Annotated in this window: 1 protein-coding gene; it reads left to right on the plus strand. The window is 56.6% G+C overall.

All coding sequences use genetic code 11. The annotated features are described in order from the left end of the window. Positions 1-634: 634 nt before the first annotated feature. Positions 635-1,810, plus strand: a complete 1,176-nt coding sequence (gene ltrA / locus H8B02_RS46990; RefSeq protein ID WP_229172474.1) for a group II intron reverse transcriptase/maturase — start codon at positions 635-637, stop codon at positions 1,808-1,810. The last annotated feature ends 141 nt before the right edge of the window (positions 1,811-1,951 follow it).

Here is a 1,951-nt window from a genome sequence, read left to right on the forward strand (position 1 = left end):
GTGCGTCCAGCGAAGGCTGGCATGTTCAGTAGGAGTTAGTCCTACCGGGGTAAAAGTCAGTGCCCTGTAGCACGGATAGCAGGAGGGGAGGAAACGAACCTTTTGAAGCCTATCGACAAGTCTCCCGACGGGGAGATCGCGAGTCATCGGGCCGTATCGAAAGAGAACGCGTTGTGGCCTCGAAATATCGAAGACCGAGGGCCGAGCCCCCATTCATCGGGCGAAGGCAACATGGGCAGCCGAAAACTGACCGACACGGCTGTTCACCTCGGCGGGGTGGAAGCGACAGCACGATGACAAGGACATGCCGAGCAACTGGAGAAGCCCTCCTCGTCCCGGCGAGAAATTGTCGGAGCAAGATAGGCCATATAACCGGCGAACACCGGGAAAGTGGTCGAAGACGAGAGGGTGGCGGCCGGGTCCGTATGTAGCTGCGAAGTGGCGTAACGGCTGTGGAGCGAAGGGACCCTGCCATTTGTGAAGTCTCCAACGCAAGGAAGGCAAGGACGAGATGATAAAGGCGTCCATCGATTTGCAGGACCTGAGGCGGAGACTATACGTCAAGGCGAAGGCTGAACCGTCCTGGCGTTTCTGGGGCCTATATGTCCACGTCTGCAAGGTGGAGACGCTACGCATGGCGTATGAGATGGCTAGAGAAAATGACGGCGCTCCGGGAATAGACGGAGTGACCTTCGAAGCCATCGAATCGCAAGGCGTAGATGCTCTGCTTGAGCAGCTACGGGACGAACTGATCGGGCATACCTATCGACCACTTCCGGCGCGGAGACAGGAAATACCGAAGGACGGGAACAAAGTTCGAGTCCTTTCGATTCCGGCGATCCGCGATCGGGTGGTCCAAGGTGCGCTCAAACTCATACTCGAACCTGTCTTCGAGGCGGACTTCCAATCGGGGTCGTTTGGATACCGGCCCAAGCGGGCAGCACATGACGCGATCAAGCGAGTAGCAAAGGCAATAACGCAACGGAAGACGCGGGTCCTCGATTTTGATTTGCGAGCGTATTTCGACAATGTTCGGCATGACCGGTTGTTGACGAAAGTGGCGCAGCGGATCAACGACGCGGACATCATGCACCTTCTAAAGGTTATGCTGAAAACTTCTGGCAAGAAGGGCGTTCCGCAAGGCGGAGTGATTTCACCCTTGCTCAGTAATCTCTACCTCAACGAGGTGGACAAGATGCTGGAGCGGGCGCGGGACGTCACACGCATCGGCAAGTACACCGGTGTCGACTACGCGAGATACGCAGACGATCTGGTGATCTTGATTGACGCCCACAAACGTCGTGACTGGCTGGTTGGTGCCGTTATCAAACGGCTACGGGAGGAATTTGCCAAACTTCAGGTAGAAGTCAATGATGAGAAGAGCCGTACAGTCGACCTGGAGCGAGGCGAGAGCTTTGGCTTTCTAGGTTTCGACTTCCGGTATCTCCGCAGTCGACGTGGAGTGATGCGGCCGCATATGACGCCTAAGCTCAAGAAGCGAACGGCGATTATGCGGGAGCTCAAGGAAGTATTTCGACGGCATCGGTCGCAGCCGATTGAGAGGATAATCAACCTGATCAATCCGAAGCTCCGTGGCTGGGTGAACTACTTTGCAGTTGGGCACTCCAGTGAGTGCTTCAGCTACATCAAAGAGTGGGTAGAGAAGAAGGTCAGGCGTCATCTGACGCGGGCGCAGAAACGGAAGGGCTTCGGCTGGAGGCGGTGGAGTACATCATGGCTGTACGGTACCCTAAAGCTGTTTAATGGCTATCAGGTGACATACAACATGACGAAAGCTGCCCCGGTGTGATGAGCCCCATAAACCTCAGCGCGAAGCAAATGGGTGCGCGTAGTGCGGGAAATCTGCACGCTGCGTGCGACGAGGCGGGGGCTGGAAACGTGCTCGACCAAGAGATCTGGTCGAGTGGCGCGCCAGCCCTCGACCCTACCG

The sequence above is a fragment of the Bradyrhizobium altum genome, assembly GCF_020889705.1.
GTDB classification, from domain to species: domain Bacteria; phylum Pseudomonadota; class Alphaproteobacteria; order Rhizobiales; family Xanthobacteraceae; genus Bradyrhizobium; species Bradyrhizobium altum.

Coding starts and splice junctions, on each gene's coding strand:
- ltrA (WP_229172474.1), top strand. CDS start 635: ATGGCGTATGAGATGGCTAGAGAAAATGACGGCGCTCCGGGAATAGAC.